The organism is Shewanella nanhaiensis (genome assembly GCF_019457885.1).
Taxonomy (GTDB): domain Bacteria; phylum Pseudomonadota; class Gammaproteobacteria; order Enterobacterales; family Shewanellaceae; genus Shewanella; species Shewanella nanhaiensis.
In genome coordinates, this window is record NZ_JAHZST010000002.1 from 1 (window position 1) to 19,928 (window position 19,928).

The window sequence follows — 19,928 nt, forward strand, 5'->3', positions numbered from 1 at the left end:
AATCTGGCGCGGATCTCATCGTAGAGCTGGGACTAATGAAGGTCTCAATAGACTCTGAATACATTAGCGCAAACCAACTCCTGTTATCTTGCTTTATTATTTGCAATAACGGGGCGTACCATACATTCTGTCCAAAAATGAGTTACAACAAGAGTCCACTTCGAAGAGGTAAACAACCTCGTGTGAATGCGGCTATGACCTTCGACAGCATGGACGCTGCCGTAGAGGCTATAGGGATATACTTGCGCCGAGTCATAGAAGTATTTACACATCAGCATGCTGCAAGCAATAAATACCAGTTCAGCTATGATTCCCAACAAGCTAATCAAACACAAACTAAGCCCAATGAAACCAATCAAAAGATATTTAAAGGGCTTGTTATCCGGCAAGCTAAGCCTATTTGTTATCCCACAAGCCCCTAAGTTTCTGTTATCAACTGCAAACTCGCAAACTCACGATAAAGCTCACTCGATTGCATCAACTCTTGATGAGTTCCAGTTGCGACTAGCTCTCCCTTGTCCATCACAAGAATTCTATCGGCATTGAGTACCGTTGCTAGGCGGTGGGCGATGATCAGCGTGGTCTTCCCCTCCATTAAGGTTTCCAGCGCTTGCTTAACCTGCTGCTCACTGATGGCATCTAGCGCACTTGTGGCTTCATCGAGTAGCAGTATCGGCCTGTCGGCAAGTATGGCTCTGGCAATGGCGACACGTTGCTTCTGCCCGCCGGATAACCTAACCCCCCGCTCACCTAAATAGGTCTGGTAGCCATCACTAAACTCACTGATAAATTCATGGGCTCGAGCGGCCTTACACGCTGCGATCACCTCCTCCTCACTGGCATCGAGTCTGCCGTAACGCACATTCTCTAGCACACTCATGGCGAAGATGACTGAGTCTTGGGGAACAAGGGCATATTGCTGACGCAGCTCTTGAAGTTTTAACTGGGCAATGTCGATCCCATCTAACTCTATTGCACCACTGTTTAAGTTGTAAAACCTCTGCAATAGCTCAAACAGGGTACTCTTACCTGCGCCACTCTCCCCCACTAAAGCGACTCGCTCACCGGGCTGAATATTAAGTGATAAATCGCGGATCACCTCCTCATCCAATACTGCTTTTCCGCCACCCTCTCGGATATTTTGATAGGCGAAACGCACCTCTTTTAGCTTCAGGCCACCTGTGACCTTAGCCGGTAACAACAAAGGCTGCTCGACATCAGGAATATCCACGGGGGCTTCTACCAGCTCAATCAGGCGCTCGGCTGCACCAGCCGCTCTTTGGATCTCACCAATCACTTCACTGATGGTGGCAACCGATCCCGCCACCATCACAGCATAAAACATAAATGCAGACAGCTCGCCGCCAGTAATGGCTCCAATCATCACATCCTGTGCGCCGACCCAAGTGACCAATGAGATAGCTAAAATACTGAGAAACATCACAGTGGAGATTAAGATAGAGCGGTATTTTATTCGGCCACTGGCCGCACTCATCACAGCTTCGACACGGTCGTCAAACAGATATCTATCCCGCGCTTCATGGGTATAAGCTTGTACTGTGTGTATCTCGTGCAAGGTTTCATCGACGTAGGAGCCCAGATCCCCCACTCTATCCTGGCTCTGACGAGACAGATCCCGCACCTTACGTCCAAAGAAGAAGATAGGTCCTAGCACCACTGGTACCGCAAGCAACACTAAACCAGTCATCTTCAAACTAGTGATCGCCATCATCACGATGCCGCCAATAACGGTCACGCTTGCCCTAAGCGCCATTGAGAGGCTAGAGCCGACGACTGATTGCAGCAGAGTTGAGTCAGCAGTAAAGCGGGAGATCACCTCACCGGTACGCAGCTTGGCATAAAAGGCCGGTGAGAGTTTAAGCAGATGGTCATACACTTTTAGACGAATATCGGCGCTCACCCGCTCACCCAACCAGGTCATCAGATAAAATCGACAAAACACTGCTGAACTGCTGATGGCAGTGATGCCGATAACTAGGAAGATGATCTGATTCAGCCTCTCACCATTATCTTGCAGAAATCCTTCATCCACCATCAAACGCACTCCTTGGCCTAATGAGAGCCAAGAAAGAGAGCCGATAAATAGGAATATAATGGCAGCGATAACACGAGTTTTATAGGGACGAAGAAAACCGCCAATCCAGGGAAGTACCGCACGTTTAGCTGACTTATCCCTGCCAGAGTGAATTGGAGCCCTTGCTGTCGTATTTGAACTTACATTCATGGGCGCAGAGGAGAGATCTTGGCTCAAGGCTATATCCTTAGGGCAATAACATTTAGGGTATCTTGCTAGAATAACAAAACCCACGTATAAACGTGGGTTTTGTTTGTATCAGAAGGTTATTTTTAAATTGCTGCTGTTGGGCTTGTAAACTCAGACTTGGCAGGAGCGCCATGGTGGCCATCGCGCTTCCAATTTACATCTAGCAGTTCAGAACCTGTCAGGCTAAACGCTTGACCAAAGCCCTTCACATAGAGCCCCTGCTGAGGATTTAATTTAAATAGATTAAAATCACTCAATTTAGCTAGGTTATCTATCATCTCACCAAATCGTGCTGAGAGTGCTTCCACCCCTTTGTCGAATCCTAGACTATCTCTTGCCACTAGCTCAGCCACAGCATCGAAAGTGAGTCGCTTACGGGCGAAGACGCTTTTAGCCTCCGTCTCATCTTCAAGTAACATCACAGAGACCATTGAAGATTCTTTGAGATTTACACCATGTCGAGCTAACTCACTGACCAGTATATAAAAGCCGTCATCGGCCAGTGCAAAGGGGGCATAGCTTGCGTTAGGCACACCCGCTTTATTTTGAGTCGCTAACTGTAGCGTCGAGCGCTCAGCTTTAAAGCTCTCTATCTCTGGCAGCAGTCTCTCCCTTAATCGCTGGTTTTTCTCTTGAGTAGACACTCCACTCTCACTACTTTTCAGCTCTTGTGACATAATTTTCTCTCCTGCGCTATTTTGTAAAGCTAAGCCGCAATGGCTCGCTCCTTCAATGCATTAAAACGAGTCACCTGCTCAGGAAGGAGAACTCGGTTACTATCTCGCCCTAAATACACCTTAAAGATCATCTCCCCTTCACTGCCAAAGAAGTTGATTGAGTGACTCTCCTTTCCTCGAAATGGACGGCTCACCAGCGCAATAGCTGTGAGGCCATCAAGACTCAGATGACCGTGCAGACCATTACCTTGAGTGATCAAGTTGTAATAGCCATAGGCATATTTCCCCTGTGGGAAATCCCCCTTAAACTCAAAAATACTGCCAGAGACTGAGACGATGGTGGTCATCGGCCCCCAGTGAGGCAGACAGGAAAGCAGCTCATCTTTATCCGCCAATGGAAATAGACAGACCTGATCTTCGGGCAGGGCGGATACAACCACCAGCTCTGAAGTGCCAAGTTCGGCAGCGGCCTGGCTTGGCATCGCATTGGGGTGACTGTCGAAATACTCACGTATCACATCATTACTGGGCTGCATCAATTGACTCCCTATTTTTGAAGCTAAAATCGGATAGCAAAGCCTGACCTCTACTATCCGATCCGCTCCTGTAAACTTATATATAGATATCAACAAGGGAATAACCATTATCCTCAATCACTGCCTTGTTCAGCTATCCTACGGGAGCTCTGAAACGAGCATCTTGAGGTAGCTTGGGTATAGACCATGTTAGAAACGGTAACGGGCGGAGAGCTTCATGTTTCGACCTTGCTCATAGAGGGTCTGCCATGCTTGGCGATACTCCTCATCACCGATATTTTCAATGGCAAAATCGACACGAAGACCTTCAAATGTTCCCATAGCAGGCTCCCATGCTAAGTAAACATCCCACAACGTATATGAATCGTAATCTTGCTTGTTCTCGCTTGGTAGTTGATCTTGCTGGGCCACATGGGTAACACGTGTCCCAAGCTTCATATCTCCCTCCATGATCCCCTGCGAGAGATCTACGCCAAACTTCTTAGCTGGAATATTGCTTAAGTACTCATCAGAGCGCTTATCTTTCCCCTCTGTCTGGCCGTAATCAAGTGTCAGACGAGTCTGGTTAAAGCGGTAACGCGTCTTAAACTCAAACCCAGTAAGACGAGCTTCGTCGACATTATTCCAAGAGGTTGTTTGCTCGAGCCCTGGAATACCCATAAGCGGGTTCGATACCGATTGCTCAATAAAGTCGTCCACATCATTTCTAAAGACGTTAAGGGTGATCCCTAGCTCATCATTACCCGCTAAATCGGTGAAATGAAGATCCGCTTTCAGCTCTTTATTCTTCGCCTTTTCAGCCTTTAGATCGGGATTGATCTCGAAGGTGTTACATAAGCCACCGGGCAGAAAGCCTGGAATTGGCGGAATGCAGTAGTGAGTGCCTGTGGAGTACATCTCCTCAAAACTCGGCGCACGAAAAGCCTCATCGTAACGCGCACTAAGAGTTAGCCAAGAACTGGTATTCCACACGAGACCTAAAGAGGGAGACCATGCAGTGTCATCTGAAGATTTTGACAACGTTTTGCTTTCATTTTCAAAAGTGTCGTATCTAAGTGCTGGCTCTAACGACAGTGAGTCTGTCAGTGTCACCTGAGCCTTAGCAAACGCGCCCCAAACTGATGTTTCACCATCAATATCACCTGGGCGCTGCCCCACTTGGCCGGCATCATCTCTGACTGTTTTTATCTTGTCCTGATAACCATCGACACCATAGGTCAATGTTGTGTCGCCAAAGATAGAACTGTTGTTAATACTAAAACCTAAGGTCTCATATTCGGTGCTATCGATTTGACCCTTAGTGACTCTGTCTTCATCATAATCTGTGCTGTTCCAGTAGAGCGTACTCTTGATATCCAAATAAGGATTACCGCCAGAGTTAAAGCTGTGCTCTAAGGTGAAGTTTTTATCTTTCGTCTTACGCTTAACAAGCGGGACAGATCTGCCCACTTCTGCCGCAGGATTACTAGGCACCAACTCATCGGTATCTGAGAATCGAGCCGAGAACTGTAGACGCTGTTCATCACTTGGCTCCCAACCAAACTTCATCAAGCCACTGCTTCTTTGTGAAGCGCTATTTGCTAATGTTTGGTCTCGACCTATCTTGATATTATTACTGTCGTTATAGCTCCCATTAATCAACCAATCGAAGCTATCGGCGATCCCATAAATGGCGCCACTGGTTTTTACATTATCGCCGTTAGTTTCATAACCTTGTTTAAGGTAACCTCCAAAACTTTCGCCTTCATCGAGCATCTCTTTAGCTGACTTGGTATTTTGCGCTACCACACCACCAATAGCACCACTCCCCCACAAGCTACTGGCTGGGCCGCGAACCACCTCAACCGAGCTTAGGAGCTCAGGATCCATAAAATAGGTTCCTCTGTGCCCAGAGGCTGTATTTTGTCTGGCACCATCTATAGTCTGCAGAACTCGCTGCCCCCCCAAGCCTCGGATCTCAACCCCTTGTGACGAGGCTCGGGGACCATTACTCACAGTGACATTGGCTTCATTGCGCAGTGCTTCAGCCACAGATGCAGGTTGCTCCTCTTGTAGCTCCTCTTCATCGACAACTGCAACGCTGCGGCTACTCTGAGATGCCTTTTCGGCAATTCGAGTAGCAGTCACTAATACTTCATCAAATTCAGTTACTTGTTCAATTTGTTGAGCGTAAGCAGTTGAGCTAAAAGCCATGGTTAGCGCAACCACAACAGGCTTCTTGGTCATCATCTTCATTTTCAAGTTCTCAGTTTTATGCAGTTATATGTAAGGTATATGTGGTTATAAGGTCTATTTTTGGCACTCTACCTGAGAGTAAAAAATAGATCAAATGAAAATCATTATCATTTGCGATCTTATTTTTATTCGTATATCTTGGATGGGTAATAAACAAAGAAGCCCAGCAAACATGACACCTAAACGATATTTTACCTTTGCCTGTTTAACAGCCCTCATTCAGGGCGGGGTCATTGCATCGCAAGGAAAACCATCACAGCTTCCAGCTGGAGTAGCGATGGGATCACTACAAAGTGTGAGCCTAGCACTCTCAACCCCAGCCGCTCAGGCATCACAAACTGCAGATAGTAAGCCTGTAGAGAAAAAGGTGGATCAAACAGCCGAGATAAGCACAACACCCGAGCTAAAGAGTAAACCCAGTGCACCGAAAACAGTGGAGCATCAAGTCGCTAAACATAAAAAACAGGTTGAACAGAAGAGTCTCGATAACAATTCAGCCCCACAAACTAAACCGAAAAGCAAAATAACAGAGCTTAATCAACAAGCTGACACAGAAACATTAATGGCTGATACAGCCTCCAAAGCAAACTTAGCCCCCGAACAAGTCGAGGTTCAGGCGAAACAGGGAGTATCACAAACCAGTATCGCCCTGAGCCGCCCCACTTTTTCGGTGCCTCCATCACGACCCAGTTATCCTAAACTGGCCAGAAAACGGGGATTTGAAGGAACTGCAACTATCGAAGTGATGTTTAACCAAATAGGAGAGCAACTCTCCCTCACCTTGATCAACAGTTCAGGTTTTAACCTGCTAGACAGGGCTGCTTTGAGCGCAGTAAAGAGCTGGCAATTCGCGGCTCCATCACCACAAACAGCCTACGCCTATACCGTGAGAGTGCCGGTTAAATTTGCCCTTAACTAAATAAGCTGAAGATTAGTCATATCATCAAGGAACACCCCATGCCCCACTCGCTTTATCACACTCTGAGTGAACAGTTAGGTTATCTCACTTGGCCACTGTTTATCTGCGCCTTCATCACCTTGATGATCATCTTGGAGCGGCTAGCCCTTATGCTGTTTGAGCTACCTAAACGTGATACTTGGCTAACTAAGCTTAGAGAGGGAACAAGTAGCGCTACTTCGGAGCAGTGTCAGCAGCTATTAACCCAACTAAGCAGAGGCAACAGCATGTTGGCTAAAGGCAGCTACCTTCTGCTCACCCACAGAGATCAGAGCCGCGAGATGCGCGAAGAGATCATCAATCTGTGGCTGCTAAAACAGCGTGGAAAACTGCAATCGGGGCTAAAAGTACTACAGGTGATGGGGATCATCACTCCCCTACTTGGATTATTGGGAACTGTGCTTGGACTGATAGAGATGTTTAACCAACTTGGATTATCGCAAGGCCCAGTAACGCCAGCCCAACTCGCATCCGGGCTAGGATTAGCCATGAACACCACTGCGGCAGGACTTATCATCGCCGTGCCAGCAATCACCTTAGCTCACCTGTTCACCCTCTGGGCAGAACAGCGCTGCAGTAGTATCGCCCACGGACTTAACCAGCTTAATCTCTGGTTGGACGGTTTTGATCAAGCCATGAAAATAGGTCAAGAAGCTGCCGGCCACCAACAGATAATGACACAAACCAGTTTAGACAAGATTCAGGAAAACAGGCCTGAGAGCACCACACCATGATAGAAGTTCAAAATGAAGGAAATAACACGATTTCTGGACTAGATCTCACGCCTCTAATCGACATTATCTTTATCGTTTTAGTCTTCTTGCTGCTCACGGCGAATACTCAACTGCTTAGTCTGCCAGTGGATGTTCCCACAGAGTCCAGCGCTGAACTAACCCCGATAGATCAAGTTGAAAATATCACGATTAATGTTCTGGCTTCAGAGCCTCACTGGGCACTCGACGGAATAGCCTTTGAGCAGTTTACTGAGTTCGAACACGCCTTTATCAAACAGTATCAGCAACAGAGCGAGGCCAAGGTGATTATTGCCGCTGACAAAACTGCGCCAGTTCAACCTTTAATGACTTTACTTTCACTGCTGCAGAGGCAGCAGATAACCAATACTCAAATTTTGATGGAACAGTAACCAACAGTTCCCTCAACACATCTATCGATTTGGAGAGATATCATGTTAAACAAGACAAAACTAAATGGGTTTATTCCGCCAAAAATAGTGGCCACGACCCTACTTTGGGCTGGACTGTCAGCTGGCATTTCGGCACATGATGCTGAGCATCACAATGAAGTCACTCGCCTAGTCAGTGCTGGGGCTGGTATGACAGAACTGGTCATTGCACTCGATGCTGGCGATGAGCTGGTTGCAGTCGACTCCACCAGTCAACTTCCTGAAACATTGAGCTCGGTAGAGAAATTGGGTTATCACAGAATGCTATCAGCTGAAGGTATTTTAGCCTTAGAGCCTGACTTGGTCTTGGGAAGCGATGCCATGGGACCGGAAACGACCTTAGAGGTACTAGAAGGCGCCGATATTAAAGTCGTAAAACTTGCAGGGGCGGAAACTGCAGAGCAACTACTGAGTAATATTAATAAGCTAGGTGAACTGCTAGACAGGCAGAAGCAGGCTGAAACACTGAAATTTCGTGTTGCCCAATCCTTCGACTCAATTAAGCAAAAAAGAGTGAGTATTACAGGTTCCGACAAGGTTCCCTCTATCCTGTTTATGTTGCTGCAAGATGACAGACCCGTACGTGTTGGCGGCGAAGGAACTGCTGCCGATACCATCATTAAACTCGCTGGAGGAAAAAACATCGCTGACTTTGTTGGCTACAAAAGCCTCTCTCAAGAGGGAGTACTAGCGCTTCAGCCGGATCTTATCTTAATTTCAAGCCGCTCAGAGAGTGAGGAGCAGAGCGCGCCAGATAAGGTCTTAAAACAGATGCCGCTGCTTATCCACACTCCAGCGGGTGAACATAAGATGATCCATACCTTAAAGGCACAGGCACTGCTCGGCGGTTTAGGGCTAAGCTCACTCGAAGCCGCTGATAAGTTAGCAAGCAGCCTTATTGAGATACAGAAGTATTAGTCGATCTCAAATACAGCAAACTTTAGAGAAAGATAACTCCTATGGAAAATCGCGCCTGGCTTTGGCCTAGTATCCTTACTTTTTTAGTGATCACTTGCCTACTATCGATTGTGACAGGGCCGCTACAGATAGCCCCCTTAACCAGCTTCAATGCGGTGCTGAACTGGGCGACACATTTAGAGCTTGGCGCTGTCGCTCCCCACGAGCAGCTCGTCATTAATAACGTTCGCCTTCCTAGGACACTGCTGGCCATGACTGTCGGAGCAACGCTAGCTCAATGTGGCGCCGTGATGCAGGGGTTGTTTCGCAACCCTTTGGCAGATCCCGGGATCATAGGCGTTTCATCTGGCGCTGCTCTTGGGGCCGCTATTTGTATCGTGCTTTTCCCTGGAAGTGGTGAGTATTCAGTCGCTTTTGGGGCATTTATTGCAGGCCTAATTACGACACTGGTGGTTTATCGTTTAGCAAGTAGTTCATCGGGAACCTCTGTCGTCCTTTTACTACTTTCCGGTGTCGCTATTGCAGCCTTAGCAGGGGCTGGTATCGGCTTGCTAACCTACTTGGCTGATGACATGGCACTTAGGGATCTAACACTGTGGCAGATGGGATCTATTGCTGGGGCGCAGTGGCAATATGTCACCTTAAGCCTGCTGGCACTCCTGCTGATTAGCTGGCAGTTCTATCGCTCCTCTAAAGCATTAAACGCCCTACTGTTAGGTGAGGCAGAGGCACGCCATTTAGGGGTCGAGGTAGATAAATTAAAGTTTAAGCTTATTTTTCTGTGCGCTGTTGGCGTTGGGATATCCGTTGCCGCCACAGGGATTATCGGCTTTATCGGTCTGGTGGTGCCCCATATAGTCCGCATGATTATCGGCCCAGATCATAAGCGTCTACTACCTATTAGCGCCGTACTCGGTGCCATCATCTTAGCTTTAGCCGATGTGGGAGCCCGATCATTGGTCGCTCCCTCAGAGCTGCCAGTTGGTTTAGTTACGGCTATGCTCGGTGCGCCTTTCTTTATTTTTATGCTGCTAAAGCAGAAAAACAGGCTGATTTAGGAGCTTAACAACCATGATAGATATCAAGCATGTTTCAGTCAGAATTAATCACAAGCCAGTACTCACCAATATCAATCTGCATATTCCATCTGGCAAAGTCACCGCGTTACTTGGCCCTAACGGTGCAGGCAAGTCCACCTTACTTAAAAGCCTCAGCCAAGAGGTGCAACTCGATGCGGGAAAAATAACCTTAAATGATCGACCGCTGCAGGATTTTGATCGTCTTGAATTAGCCAAGCATCTCGCTGTTCTACCACAACATGCCAGCCTCACCTTTCCCTTTGCGGTTCATGAGGTCGTGGCCATGGGTCTCTATCCACTGACCTTAAGCAGTAAACAGGGGATGGAATTGGTAGACGAGCAGCTCAGCAGGTTAGCGCTAACCTCTTTAAAATACAGAAGCTACCCAACACTCTCAGGCGGTGAAAAACAGAGGGTGCAACTGGCTCGAGTGCTCACCCAACTCCAGCAAGCACAAAGACCGCCAGTATTACTCTTAGATGAGCCCACTTCCGCATTAGATCTCGCCCAACAACACAGAGTCCTATCTTTAGCAAAAGAGTTGGCCCACCAGCACAACTATGCTGTGGTTGTGGTGCTACACGACCTTAACCAAGCCTCACGCTACGGCGATAACTTAGTGATCCTTGAACGTGGCCAAATTGTAAGTCAGGGGCCAGCAAGAACCACCTTAACACCACAGACTATCAAACAGGTCTGGCAATATGAACCTCAGATAGTTAACGCCCCAGGATGTGAAACACCTTTGCTATTTTAAGGGCATGTACCTCACCAAGGATTTTCGATATAGTCTTTGCCATTCGCGCTTAAGTAAATATGAATGATGGCAAAAACAATCTCAAACGAAACTCAAAACGAAGCCATGAAGGTGGCTAAAGCGACTCAAAAGCCGGGACAGACCAAAGAGCAGACTAAGCTGATTGCTGCTGGTATCGAAAAAGGGATAGCTGAATATAAGAAGCAGCACAAGAGTAAAGCTCGTGACAGAGACAAGGCTCGCAAGCAAGATATCAAGGCAAAAGCGCGCGCCAATGCCGATAAAAGTGAAGCCAATACAGAGGAAGAACCAAGCACCAGCTCCACCACTCAATACCTGCCTTGGGGACTACTGCTATTGAGCTGGGCTGGATTTATTGGCTTCTACCTTACCCGTTAAAAACGGGAAGTATCAAGCTACGAGCTTATCTGTTCAACTCGTAGCTCGAAACTCATAACCCGTAACTCGCAACAGGGAGTCTACCCCGCCTTTTGCATCAGCATCCCTTTCAGCTCAGCTATCTGGGCCTTAAGCTCAGCCACATCGGCAGCACTAGCAGGTTTATCCACTTCAAGCGACTCATCGGCCTCCTCTTCACGCATAGCCTGAGTTTCTTGGGTCATCACATCCAGCACTGCACCCACCATCATGTTTAAAAACACAAATGCTGTCAGGAAGATAAAGCTTAAGTAATAGAGCCAACTTAGGGGATACACCGCCATGGTCTCATACATAACCGAGGTCCATGATTCGAAGGTTGATACCCTAAACAGGGTTAACATGGCAACCGACACATCGCCCCAAAGAAAGTCATTGATATGAGCGAACAACATGCTACCAATCGCGCCATAAATGTAGAAGATCACAAACATCAGCAGGGCGATATAACCCATACGAGGGATCGCTTTAAGCAGTGCATTGACCAACATTCGCAGCTCAGGGATCATCGACACCAGACGCAGCACCCTAAAGATACGCAGCAGTCGTGCAATCAAAATACCCGCGCCACCTGCTGGAATTAGACTGCCGATAACAATCAAGGTATCGAAGATGTTCCAGCCGTTACTGAAAAACTTTTTCGGTCCATCGCTGGCCAAAAAACGGATAACAATCTCAATCGCAAAAAATACCGTGATCCCCACGTCTAACACTACTAAGCTCTGCTCCATCCAAGTCGGAAGATGATAGGTGTGGGCACCAATTGAGAGCGCAGAAACGATAATCACAAAAATAACAAAGCCCTGAAAGGCCTTACTGTTATCAATCAACTTAAGCTTGCTCTGTAATCCAGAAACATTTGCCAGCACGACATTCTCCTAGCATGTATAAGGTTTGTTTGTTTATGTATGGATGATGGAGTGGCAATTCAAGTTGGGTAAAGGTGATTATACCTGTTAGCCATAAGCACCACAGCCGATCGAATCTAGCAGAGATTACTTAAGAGGAGCTTAATAGAGACTAGAGGCTATAGCTAAATAGCTTATGCTAAAATCTCAGTGATCTCGCTTAGGTGAGTATCAACCCAAGCACTGCTGATAGGCCCCCAAGTTATGATGCGGTAGTAGCCAGAGTTATTGCGCTCACCATCTTGAATAAAACGGCACTCGATACCTATGTCACCCAATACGGCGATGGCATCTTGCAGCGTTCGTCTAGGCATACCTGTTAACTTATTTAATGAGAGCAGATTATGTTGTTCACTGTCGATATGATGTGCAAGGTAGAGTTTGCGCAAAAACGCTTTCTTCTGTTTAGAGATCTCAATGTCCAAATCGGTACCTAAAGGGTTAAATTATTCTTGTTCTGCTAAACATGCTAACAGAGAAAAACCTTATCCCCTAAAAGTCGCTCTAAAGATGTTCATAAAAAGGCCCCTGGATAATAGTAGAGACAGGTGTAGGGTGTCCTGTACCTTCTAATCTGGGGCTGAGTTAATATAATATTTAGATATCAATGTCACTCAAGAGTTAACACCTCCCTGTGCTAACAGCTAACTTATTAAAAAACGGTTTCCTATCGACTCTGTTAGGCTGTGCAACCCAAATTTAAGCATCTCACTCTCAGAAGGCGGCTCACAACTCCACTTATTACTCGGAGCCAAATTAAAAGCATGCTTCATTGATGCCAGCATCTCAGCCTGTTTTAGCGCTGCGATTAACGGGTCGATGACAGGAACGCCTAACTCCTGCTGCACTTTTTCATACAGGCCAAAGTTACAGGTACAGCCTAAAATTAACGCCTCAGCATGATCTTCCTCTATCGCCAACCTTCCTGCCTCAATAATACGATCGGTTGTCACTTGAGTATCACACTGCAATGAATTTGCACTCATATCAATTGAGCGCATAGAAGCTAAATACCCCCCATACCCGTAGCGTTCAGCCCTCTCTGTCATCTGTTCAATCCACTTTACCTGACCCACAATCACAGAGAACTTATTGGCAATATTAGCTGCAACTTGCATACTCGCCTGACAGGGAGCGACAACCAAAGTGTTTTGGCAGATCTCGCGGCAATCCTCCAAAGCCAGATCGTAGAAACAACCAATCACCATGGCATCGACGCCATTCACATCTCCCTCCTTAGCAACTTTCACCACATCGCCTATTACGAGTGATTCATAAAAACGGTATTCCAAGTTATCCATCTTGGCTTCTGATTGAAGCGAGACAACTTCAACCTCAGTACCTTCATTTGCAACCTGCTTTAATGCCATTCCCATAGGTTCATCATAATGAGATTGAGCAATAGGATTGAGCCAGCGAATGCGAATTTTACTTTGGTTATTCATAACTTCCTCCATGAGTGACATCGAATCCATACTTAGCTTTGGCGTACTCAAGGCTGACGTAGCCATTATTTATATCATCCACTAACGCCGCTGTTTTGCGCTTTTTCGGATCCCCAAAACCTGCACCATTTGCCGTAATGACCCGCACAATATCATCTGTATCAAGGGTCACTTCAGACGCCATCGCATGTACCTCAATCTCACCATTGGTGCGGATAACCTCAACTCGGTTTACGCTACCGTCCTCACCTTTGTTAAGCCCCCATGGAGCTATTTTATTACGTGTGTACGCACAGGTGAGGAAGCTATTATCGGAGCGAATAACATAATCAATCACCACGCCTTTGCCACCTCGATACTCACCCGCCCCAGCATCTTCATCATTCAACGCCACTTGTCCTACGGTCACGCCGTAGCGAGTTTCAGCAATTTCTGCTGGGCAGTTAAACGTATCGCCATGCATGGCGCAAAACATAGCATTGGCACCATCAAAGCCATCTCCGGCTCCCCAACCACCAATTTCGGGCTCAATAATGGAGTAGTGCAGTCCTGTATCAGGGTGCTTTCCTCCCATAATGGTGGCGCAAATTGAAGAGAAGTTACCACTGGGCAGGGTGTCGGTGACTTTTTCTGCCAAGCAACGCCAGATAAGATCATTAAGGCGGATCATGGTTTCAAAATAGATCCCACAGGGCCCTGGCGCTTGCACATCATAGATGGATCCCGAACGAGTTTTGACATCCAACACTCTGAAACAGCCCCCATTCGCAAGCTGACGGTCACCAATCAAGCCCATCAGAGCCATCTGACACGCCAACATGGTGCCATCTTTAGAGAGGTTGATAGGCAGAGGGCTCTGAATAGGCGCCTGAGTTAAATCGATAACCAATTTGCTTCCTGATACCTCGATAGCAACAGATAGATGGCTACCATCGTCTTGAGCTTCATCTATCTCATACTGGCCATCAGGTAGTGCCTTAATGGCTTTCTCTGCCATGGCTTGACCCAGTTCAAGATAATTCTCCACCGCATGGACATAGCTGGAACGACCATATTTATTGACCAGACTCAGGATTCGTATGCCCCCCAATCTCAATGCCGATATCTGTGCCCATAGATCACCCTTTAGAAATTCCGGCATTCTAGAGTTTGCAGTGAGCATATCAAACACCGAAAGTATCGGCTCATCATTGACGAACAACTTAACGGCGGGAATACGGATCCCCTCTTGATAGATCTCAGTCGCATCCACAGACATTGAGCCAGGAGATTTACCGGAAACATCATTCCAATGGGCAATATTCACCGCCCACGCTAGGAGCTCCCCCTCCATAAATACAGGCTTAATCAGCACCACATCATTGAGGTGGGTTACGCCGCCATAGTAAGGATCGTTAGTGATAAATATATCGCCATCATTGATATCTTCAGGCTTGAACTTGTTGATAATGGCTTTAACAGACTTGTCTAGCGCCCCTACAAAAGCAGGGATCCCGGCGCCCGCACTCGCTAACTCTCCTTTGGGATCGGTTATCGCCGTCGCCATATCTAATACCTCATAGATAATCGGACTCATCGCCGTCTTGGCTATGGTGTAAAACATCTCATCACTGATTGAGCGTAATGAATTTTGAATAATTTCCAGTGTAATGGGGTCGTCATTAAACATGCTCGCCTCCCTTATTCTTTAGCAGCTCAACAATCACATTGCTGTATTCATCAAGAAACACGGTTTGATCAGGATGGATGACAATCGTAGTGCCAGTTTGCTCGATAATCGCAGGGCCGGAAAATGCCATCATCGGCTCCAGCAGATCACCGTCATATATTACAGAGGTATGCACGCCGTCTTCGGCAAAGTCGACTTCACGCTCCCCTTTGATGGTTTCGGCAATCAAACGTCCGCTTTGCTGCTGTTTAGCTAACTTCACTTTGCCAACGTCCGCTTTGCCAACAAGATGCAATCCGACCAGCTCTATCTCATTATCTAGGTTGTAGGTGTATTCCTGTTTATAGAGTTGCTGAAAAGACTCCCTGACTTGATCGATAGAACTCTCATTGAGTATCAATGGCAAAGGCACCTCAATAGAGTGCTCCTGGTTCTCATACCTAAATCTGCCGAAGAACTGAAATCGAGTATCTTTTGATGTGAAGTTTTCACTAATAAACTCATCCGATAGCTCTTGGTACAGCTGCGCCATCTGCTCATTAATAAATACTAAGGTTTGATGTTCCCACGGGCTTAAGTAGGTTAATAATATGTCTCTTCGAATATCAGACATCATCATCCCCCAGGCGGAGAATACTGCGGCTGTTGCGGGGATAATCAATCTCTTAATACCTAACTCTGCCGCCAATGCTGCTGCATGCATCGCACCACCGCCGCCAAATGCAACCATAGTAAAGTCTCGTGGATCATGGCCTCGATTGACCGAAACCAGCTTTAACGCATTTACCATATTATTATTGGCAATCCGCACGATCCCCCGTGCCACATCTTGAGTTGAAATACCCATTGGTGCGGCAATCTTCTCTAATGAGGTTTGAACACTGGCCATATCCGCTTTTAATTCGCCACCACAGAAGAACTCAGGATTAATACGGCCCAAAGCCAGATTAGCATCTGTGGTCGTTGGTGCTGTGCCACCTTTGCCATAAGCAACGGGGCCAGGATAAGCCCCTGCACTTTGAGGGCCCACATGAAGTTTATTAAAATCATCAACCCAAGCGATTGAACCACCACCGTTACCAATTTCAACCAGATCAACCACAGGTACCATAATCGGATAACCAGCACTGAGATGACTCTTCTCGATGTAATAGTCTGAGGTGATTTTAACTTCGCCGTCACTAATCAATGCGCACTTGGCCGTGGTGCCACCAATATCTAACGCAATGATATTGGGCTCATTGATTATTTTACCTAGTTCGGCAGCGCCCCATATACCACTTGCGGGACCAGACTCCACCATAGTGATCGGAACCTGCTTAGCTGATTTTAAGGTATCTACACCGCAGTTAGACTGCATCACATAGAGCTGACCTGAGAAATCCTTCTCCTGCAAACCATGATGCAAACGGCTTAAATAACGCGAAGCGATAGGTTGCACATAGGCAGAGAGAGCTGTGGTACTCGTCCTTTCATATTCACGCCACTCTCGGGATATTTGATGGGAGCAGATAACCTCCAACTTATCCGTCAAAGCATTAATAGCGTTTGAAAGGAGAGTTTCATGTTGTGGATTCTTGTAGGCGTTCAATAAACAGATCGCCACAGCTTCAACGCCCTTATCCTCCAACTCCCTTATGATATTTGCCAAAGGGAGTAACTCTAATGCCTGAGTCACCTCGCCGTGATAATTAACTCTTTCATTAATCTCAAACCGCAAATGCCGCGGTACATAAGCTGGTGGTTTTTGGTAGTTAAGATTAAAGAAGTCTGGTCTATTCCCTCGACCGATCTCCAAAACATCTCTGAAGCCTTGAGTGGTTATTAGCGCAGTTTTGGCGCCTTTCCTTTCGGTTAAGGCATTAATAACAACAGTAGTACCATGAGCCATCACATCTATCTGTTTGGCATCAACCAGTGCTTTGTCCATGACATTCAACACCCCCAGTTCAAAGTTAGGAGGAGTGGTATCTGATTTTGCCGTTTTAAGCTGCTGCCTTCCTGTTTTAGGATCCTCACTTAAGTACACAAGGTCAGTAAAGGTACCGCCCACATCTGTCGTCACGAAGACCTTATCTTTTACCCTACCTTCCTTCATGATATTTTCCTCCTTAATCACTGCTTTCATAAAGAACTCTCCTGTAACACCGGCAATAAGAAGGCGATAACAAACCAGGAATACAGCGCCTCAAACTCTTCTAGGTCGCAATCTAGGTAAGCATTTTCACTGGAAAGAATATTGACTGTCCCAATCACCTTTCCCTCAACAATGACGGGCCAATTAATCACAGCACCTAAGCCCATGGATGAGATAAGCTGATGATCAAAAAACACTTCAGATAGTGCTTTCTCGGTATTAGCGATAAAGGCTTCACCCTGTTCAAGAACCTGTTTACTCCAGTCATTGGTTTCTATCTGTTTATAACCCCCAATAGGATACTGCTTAGGGGCAGAGCTATAGATCCGTTTAGCTTGTCCCCCCTGATGATCGATCTCTGTTAGCGTAAATAGTCTGATGGAGTAGCTCTTAGCCAGCTCATTATTAAGTACCTCAAAGAAGAGATCTGCTGACACTTTTCTAAGGGAGTTAATCAGAGCACGTTGTATAAAAGGCGTCATAATTACTCCATATTCCAGCGCAGCTCGATACCAAAGGTTCGCTCTTGAGCTGGGTGAGCAAAGCCACCTAGTACCCATTCAGCAAGATACTCTTCGTTACCTAGGTTTTTGGCCCAAAGGTTCACGCTCCAATCCCCTTCATCACGATTAAAACCCAGTCGTGCATTGACTAAATTAATGGCATCACGGGCACTGGTATTAGAGGGATCCCAATACTGCTCACCTCTTTGCTCCCAATCTAGTGTTAAAGTTGATAACCAACCGCTAAAGAGTTCAGCATGGAACTGAGCACCTAAATTAATTGTATATTCAGGTACATAAGGAGCCTTATTCCCAACATCTGCAGGATTTAAGCTGTAAGCTTTAATTTCACTATCTGTAATACCAAATGAGCCATAAAGGTCGATGCTGTCATGTAACTCGGTCTTAAAATCAAATTCACCACCAATCAGGGATACCTCATCGATATTGGTCAATACCTGCGCCCCCAATGACCCAACAAAAACAAAATAGTGTTGGTTATCGATACTGGTATTAAATAGCGATGCATTAAAACGGGTAGATATATCTGGGTAGAGCCCCTTAATGCCTAGCTCAAAGTTACTGGACTCCTCCGCTTTATAGAGATCACTTACCCCAGATAACCCAGCCGATGCAGCTAAGTCGCCCACACCACTTTGGTTAAAGCCACCACTTCTGAACCCTTCTGAGAAGTTGGCATAGAGGCTTAAGTTAGGTAAGCCTGTATAGACGTAGGAGACTTTAGGTTGGAACTTACTGAAGGTCTCTTCGCGAACCTCACCTGAGTTCGAGTCAAAACTAGCCGGAGCACGATTGGTTTGCTCTCGAGTGTCCGAATCATAACGCCCTGATATGCTTAACTCTTGAGTATCTGTAAGGTCATAATTGAGTTGTGCAAATATTGCATAGGATTGGTTATCGTTACTATCAGCTAAAAAAACGGTCGCCGGACTAATGTCATCATTCAGCGGTGGTGTCTTTTCAACTCTTGGGATCCCTTTTCCCAAATCTAAGCCGTTAAAAGATGAGATAAAGCGATCAGTTTGCAGATAGTAGAGGCCGGCAATCCAACGTAGATCACTGTCATCATCAGAGGTAAATCTCAGCTCAGCACTTTGAGAACTGGTATCTAAATATTGAGTTTGTACCCCATCAAATACATTTGGACCAAAAGGTGATGTGGCTGAAATATTACGGCTATAGGGAAACTGGTCGCCAGATAAAAACTCTGTCAGCTCATCAGCTGAAAGGATGAGTCCTGCCGTCACATCTGAGATATTCCAATCAAGCTTTAAAGAGGCCGAGGTGATTTGACGATCATTTTCACCGAGATTATTCGCTTCAATATTTAGACTGGCATCATTAGCGTCGTTAACTCCAAAGAGTGGCTGATAGATATAGTTAACCGCCCCTCCCTCAGTCTCTCCCCTCGCAATTCGTAGATCGGCAGAAAAATCATCATTTGGCTGCCAGATAAATCGACCTCGAATGTTTTTATCTTGTTGAAAATCGACTTTTTTGTTGAGGTAAACATTATCAATCAAGCCATCAAAGTCTTTATAGGAGGCCGTAATGCGATAGTTTAAAGTATCTGTCATCGGCCCACTTATCGCGCCAGACAAGGCTTTCAAACCACCATTACCGAGATCGAGCTCAGCATAACCCGTTAGCTCATCCGTTGGCGCTTTCGTGGTGATATTGATCGCGCCACCGATGGCATTTCGCCCATAAAGTGCGCCTTGCGGCCCTTTTAAGATCTCTATTTGCGCTATGTCATAAAGATCCTGATTAAATTGATTAGGGCTAATTTGCAATACCCCATCAACCGATATGGCCACAGGCGACTCACCATTTCGAACCTGAGTCAGTCCTCTTATGGTGATAAAGCTAGTTCCAGCATTCTGAGCTTCAACCATGGTCATATTCGGCGTCAGTGAGATAAAATCTGCTGCACGCTCAATCCCTAGATCTTCAATATCCTGCTCACCAAATACAGTGATAGCCATTGGTACTTCTTGTATATTCTCTTTACGCTGCCTAGAGGTGACCTCAATCACCTCCATCTCACTCTCTTGTAATTCGCTCTCTTCAGCTTGCAGTGAAAAGCTCACCAAAAGCAGGTTACTTATTGTCGCTGTCACGCATGCTCCAGCTGTTATAACTCTTGAAAATATGCTCATCTCTCCCCCTATTACTCTGCT

19 protein-coding genes are annotated in these 19,928 nt (G+C 46.4%); 8 read left to right on the forward strand and 11 right to left on the reverse strand.

The annotated features are described in order from the left end of the window. On the forward strand, positions 1-422 hold a 422-nt coding region (locus tag K0625_RS02255; RefSeq protein ID WP_220108182.1), incomplete at its 5' end, for a hypothetical protein. Here K0625_RS02255 and K0625_RS02260 read toward each other — a convergent pair. The 4 genes from K0625_RS02260 to K0625_RS02275 all read right to left on the reverse strand — a co-directional run bounded on the left by K0625_RS02260 (position 419) and on the right by K0625_RS02275 (position 5,723). After that, positions 419-2,272, reverse strand: a complete 1,854-nt coding sequence (locus K0625_RS02260) for an ABC transporter transmembrane domain-containing protein (RefSeq protein WP_220108183.1) — start codon at positions 2,270-2,272, stop codon at positions 419-421. The genes K0625_RS02255 and K0625_RS02260 overlap by 4 nt on opposite strands. Before the next feature lie 95 nt (positions 2,273-2,367). Next, entirely contained in the window at positions 2,368-2,961 is a 594-nt protein-coding gene (gene hutZ, locus K0625_RS02265; protein ID WP_065187796.1) for a heme utilization protein HutZ, read from the reverse strand. A gap of 29 nt (positions 2,962-2,990) precedes the next feature. Further along, entirely contained in the window at positions 2,991-3,497 is a 507-nt protein-coding gene (gene hutX / locus K0625_RS02270) for a heme utilization cystosolic carrier protein HutX (protein ID WP_220108184.1), read from the reverse strand. A gap of 189 nt (positions 3,498-3,686) precedes the next feature. Further along, positions 3,687-5,723, reverse strand: coding sequence for a TonB-dependent hemoglobin/transferrin/lactoferrin family receptor (locus K0625_RS02275; protein ID WP_220108579.1), 2,037 nt, complete (start codon positions 5,721-5,723; stop codon positions 3,687-3,689). 181 nt (positions 5,724-5,904) lie between these two features. On the opposite strand from K0625_RS02275, the gene K0625_RS02280 reads away from it, so the two are divergent. The 7 genes from K0625_RS02280 to K0625_RS02310 all read left to right on the forward strand — a co-directional run bounded on the left by K0625_RS02280 (position 5,905) and on the right by K0625_RS02310 (position 11,026). Then, a complete protein-coding gene (locus tag K0625_RS02280; RefSeq protein WP_220108185.1) occupies positions 5,905-6,651 on the forward strand; it encodes an energy transducer TonB in 747 nt (248 codons plus the stop codon). A gap of 38 nt (positions 6,652-6,689) precedes the next feature. Beyond that, a complete protein-coding gene (locus K0625_RS02285) occupies positions 6,690-7,424 on the forward strand; it encodes a MotA/TolQ/ExbB proton channel family protein (RefSeq protein ID WP_065187793.1) in 735 nt (244 codons plus the stop codon). Then, on the forward strand, positions 7,421-7,834 hold the full coding sequence (locus K0625_RS02290; protein WP_220108186.1) for an ExbD/TolR family protein: 414 nt from the start codon (positions 7,421-7,423) through the stop codon (positions 7,832-7,834). The genes K0625_RS02285 and K0625_RS02290 overlap by 4 nt, the downstream gene beginning before the upstream one ends. Before the next feature lie 42 nt (positions 7,835-7,876). Then, a complete protein-coding gene (locus tag K0625_RS02295; protein WP_220108187.1) occupies positions 7,877-8,791 on the forward strand; it encodes a heme/hemin ABC transporter substrate-binding protein in 915 nt (304 codons plus the stop codon). 41 nt (positions 8,792-8,832) lie between these two features. Continuing rightward, positions 8,833-9,849, forward strand: coding sequence for a FecCD family ABC transporter permease (locus tag K0625_RS02300; protein ID WP_220108188.1), 1,017 nt, complete (start codon positions 8,833-8,835; stop codon positions 9,847-9,849). A gap of 13 nt (positions 9,850-9,862) precedes the next feature. Then, positions 9,863-10,627 (forward strand): heme ABC transporter ATP-binding protein, encoded by a 765-nt coding sequence (locus K0625_RS02305; RefSeq protein WP_220108189.1) that lies wholly within the window; start codon positions 9,863-9,865, stop codon positions 10,625-10,627. A 66-nt stretch (positions 10,628-10,693) separates the two neighbouring features. Then, positions 10,694-11,026, forward strand: coding sequence for a DUF2956 domain-containing protein (locus K0625_RS02310; RefSeq protein WP_220108580.1), 333 nt, complete (start codon positions 10,694-10,696; stop codon positions 11,024-11,026). An 80-nt stretch (positions 11,027-11,106) separates the two neighbouring features. On the opposite strand, the gene K0625_RS02315 is transcribed toward K0625_RS02310, so the two are convergent. The 7 genes from K0625_RS02315 to K0625_RS02345 form a co-directional block, all read right to left on the reverse strand. Beyond that, a complete protein-coding gene (locus K0625_RS02315; RefSeq protein ID WP_220108190.1) occupies positions 11,107-11,934 on the reverse strand; it encodes an ion transporter in 828 nt (275 codons plus the stop codon). A gap of 173 nt (positions 11,935-12,107) precedes the next feature. Further along, complete coding sequence (locus tag K0625_RS02320) at positions 12,108-12,398, reverse strand: winged helix-turn-helix domain-containing protein (RefSeq protein WP_012326610.1); 291 nt, start codon at positions 12,396-12,398, stop codon at positions 12,108-12,110. Positions 12,399-12,617: 219 nt separating this feature from the next. Continuing rightward, a complete protein-coding gene (locus K0625_RS02325) occupies positions 12,618-13,418 on the reverse strand; it encodes an aspartate/glutamate racemase family protein (RefSeq protein ID WP_220108191.1) in 801 nt (266 codons plus the stop codon). Continuing rightward, on the reverse strand, positions 13,411-15,087 hold the full coding sequence (locus K0625_RS02330) for a hydantoinase B/oxoprolinase family protein (protein ID WP_220108192.1): 1,677 nt from the start codon (positions 15,085-15,087) through the stop codon (positions 13,411-13,413). Before K0625_RS02330 ends, K0625_RS02325 begins: the two co-directional genes overlap by 8 nt. Further along, positions 15,080-17,215, reverse strand: coding sequence for a hydantoinase/oxoprolinase family protein (locus K0625_RS02335; protein ID WP_220108193.1), 2,136 nt, complete (start codon positions 17,213-17,215; stop codon positions 15,080-15,082). The genes K0625_RS02330 and K0625_RS02335 overlap by 8 nt, the downstream gene beginning before the upstream one ends. Further along, on the reverse strand, positions 17,212-17,706 hold the full coding sequence (locus K0625_RS02340) for a GAF domain-containing protein (RefSeq protein WP_220108194.1): 495 nt from the start codon (positions 17,704-17,706) through the stop codon (positions 17,212-17,214). The genes K0625_RS02335 and K0625_RS02340 overlap by 4 nt, the downstream gene beginning before the upstream one ends. A gap of 2 nt (positions 17,707-17,708) precedes the next feature. Next, on the reverse strand, positions 17,709-19,868 hold the full coding sequence (locus tag K0625_RS02345; protein WP_220108195.1) for a TonB-dependent receptor: 2,160 nt from the start codon (positions 19,866-19,868) through the stop codon (positions 17,709-17,711). Positions 19,869-19,928: the final 60 nt, after the last annotated feature.